Here is a 3054-nt window from a genome sequence, read left to right on the forward strand (position 1 = left end):
CAATATAAGTAATTTCTCCAGTTTGTTCGTTCACTTCATAGTGAAAAAGTACATCCAACTTCATTATTCACCTTCATTATAAGCATCAATAACCTTAATAATCTCATTCAAATCATTATCGATCTTAAGTTTATCAAACATTCCAAGAGGAGTTTTAGCTACATGAATTCCATCAGTATTAGTGAGTAATTTATACTCCATACCTTCATCACCCTCTTCCACAAGAGCATGGAAAACATAAGTAAACAGTCCTTCTGGCGTTACCTTTTCCTTGACCATTCTCAGTTTAATATAATTATCGTGTTGTGATTAATTCAACACAATTATATTCTATACATTTCTGTATAGCTTAGACTATATCTTAATTAACCTATTCTAGTTTTAGATCGGTGTATTTAGAATTAATATATTCTTCATAATGTAAGAATTTAATTCCTTTACAAGACTCTTTTCTCTTTTTTAAACAATCAATAATAGAATTTTTGGAAACTCCTGTTTTGTCTATAGCATCCTTTTGATTTACACACTCTATTACCTTATTTGAGTATATACAATAAATATATTTACTTTTATCAATAATTACTTCAGAATTATCTTCTTTATATTTCCATATATATCCAACAGCAGTTGTTCTGTTGTTTTTATTTTTACAACAGTTCATTATATTTGAGGGGTCTGTGTTATAGAAGGTGGCGGCCTCTTTTATACTTTCCCATTCTTTTATAAATTCCCCAGTTATATTATTAAACTGGCAAATTCTTCTACCCTGCAATTCAGTAATAACTTGCTTTATTTTTTGTTTAGTTTCATCTGAAACTACCTTACCAGTGTTAGTTTTAGCAATTTTTTGCTTTACCTCTTCTGGTCTATGTGTTCCTAATAGAGCTATAGATCTTTTTCTATTAGATTCTTCACTTTGAACTAAACCACTTACTCCTTCTCCCCCATTAGTTAAATTAACTAATTTGAATCCCCAGGATCTAAGTAGGCCAATCCACATAGTTTCTATACTTTGCCATAAAGTATTAGTAGAATCTTTTATACAATCTATTTCCTCAATAACTATATTATAACCTTCTCTTATTTCTTTATTTATCCAGTTACATCTATAGTTATGTGTATATCCTTCCTTTAATTTTCTTTTTGCATCATTTAAATGCTAAGAAAGTCGTATACTTAAAGGATTTACAGTTTTTCCTAAATACCTAATGTTGCTTAAATCTCTAGTTGATGCCAGAGTGTAAAAATGTACTACCATAATATATAAATTTTTTAGTTAAACATATTACAATAATACTATAGTTTTTTGAGTTTACCAACTAAAAAGTCAATAAGTTAACAAATCCCATTTCAAATATAGATAATCACTCTATATCTTACTCTCCCGATACGGAGATAGTCGTTACACGTTTTTATATATAAATTTCGCTCGGTATTACCAGCTATCCAAAACTTGGACCTTAGGCTTTCTTAGAAAGTGTATTCGTATAATTCTTATTTAACTTTTACCGAATTAGGGATTTACAGGCAGATTTTATCCACCAATGGTTTTAAGCGTCCAATATTCATTCATAGTGTCTCCAATATTCTCACTGTGACCAGTAAAGATAAGTTTAACATTATCACGTAGAGAATCTGCGACTCTAAGCATATCAGTGAAGTCCCCACCAATATCATTAAACTTCTCATAGCCCTTTTCTTTACGTCTATCCATAAATTCGAAAGCCATAGCATATTGTATATCCAGTTTACCTTGTATCTTTCAATACAAGCTCGACTATATCTTAATTTAAATTACCTCAACAATATATCCATTGTATTCAAAACTCGTATTATTCTTTAGTTTAGAACAAACAGTAGCCTTACAAGAACCAATAATTTCTGCAACATCTTTTTGCTCAATTACTTTTGTTACATTATCTCCTTTAGTAATTTTGTATTTAAATGGAGATTTAAATAATGTAATATCTATTTCTGGTGTAATAGCCCAAAATGATTCTTTGTAAGCTGTTCGGTTATCAATTGCTCTATCTAAAGCTTTATAGTTTGTAACATTAAAAAATGTAATTACATCTTTCTTTGATTCAAATTGCTTGAGAAGATTCCCATTAAAATCAAATTGATATACTCCTATACCTATTTGTTTTTTCTTATATTGGTCTATGCTCTCTTCTTCTGATTTATATTTCCACATATAACCATATGCAGATTTACTACTTCCAGAAAGTACACTATGAATATTATTTAATTTACCATTAAAGAATGTCGCTGCTTCAGTAATAGAACTAAAATCTCTAAATTTAGTTCCATCTAAGTTATAAGCAGTTACTGGCTTCTTATGAGCTTCTGTACTTCTAGTAATTGAATCAATAGAACGTTTTTCCTTTGTAATTACTCCTTTCCCTCCTAAATCAATATTTAGAAGATTATGACCTAAATCTCTATATTTTTTAATAAGAGATTTTTCTGTCTCTTCCCATTCTGATTCAGGACATTCAAATATCTTTTCAATATTTATAGTGCCACCCTATTTGTATACTGAGTACATCCATTTATGTACTGGAAGTCCTCTCTTTTCAGGATGGGTAGCACAATATTTGTGCTATGTAAATCTTCTAGATATTGTGTTTGAAGTTACTCCAACATAACGAATTTCGTCTGGTTTAATGTCCGATTTTAAGACATAAAATGAATAATTTTTTGTTTCCATACTTGAATAAATTTTTAATGATTAATACTATTCAAGTATAATTTAAATTTTCCGCATTTCCAAATTTAAAAGCAAATATTTGCAATAAAATTTGTACTCCATGAAGGATAGTCTGTGAGCCTTATTCTGTATAGATATACACAGAATCTTGGTTGCTGATTGCCCAATTTTTCTAATTTTTAAACAGTCAAGCTTATTATTACTAATTACTTTGTTGTTTAGAAAACTCTAAGGGTGTTCCAGCAGTTAACGGAATTTTACATCGACAATATTATTTATCGATAATGATGTTTTTTACGTTTAACATCTTAGCATTGACGTACTTGATAAGGGATATGATAGTT

General features: G+C 29.2%; 4 protein-coding genes and 1 pseudogene. All 5 read right to left on the reverse strand.

From position 1 onward, the window contains the following. Window positions 1-63: 63 nt before the first annotated feature. Entirely contained in the window at window positions 64-279 is a 216-nt protein-coding gene (locus tag ACI3VO_RS12180; protein ID WP_439758175.1) for a hypothetical protein, read from the reverse strand. 91 nt (window positions 280-370) lie between these two features. Continuing rightward, a complete protein-coding gene (locus ACI3VO_RS12185; protein WP_439758176.1) occupies window positions 371-1000 on the reverse strand; it encodes a hypothetical protein in 630 nt (209 codons plus the stop codon). A gap of 534 nt (window positions 1001-1534) precedes the next feature. Beyond that, window positions 1535-1714, reverse strand: a complete 180-nt coding sequence (locus ACI3VO_RS12190) for a hypothetical protein (protein WP_439758177.1) — start codon at window positions 1712-1714, stop codon at window positions 1535-1537. Window positions 1715-1789: 75 nt separating this feature from the next. Further along, window positions 1790-2194 carry a hypothetical protein gene (locus tag ACI3VO_RS12195; protein ID WP_439758178.1) on the reverse strand — a complete coding sequence of 135 codons (405 nt, stop codon included), beginning with the start codon at window positions 2192-2194 and terminating at the stop codon, window positions 1790-1792. 54 nt (window positions 2195-2248) lie between these two features. Further along, window positions 2249-2518: pseudogene (locus ACI3VO_RS12200) on the reverse strand (NUMOD1 domain-containing DNA-binding protein); the annotation flags it as partial. Window positions 2519-3054 lie beyond the last annotated feature (536 nt).

The organism is Intestinibacter sp., assembly GCF_051866655.1.
In the GTDB taxonomy this organism is placed as follows: Bacteria; Bacillota; Clostridia; order Peptostreptococcales; family Peptostreptococcaceae; genus Intestinibacter.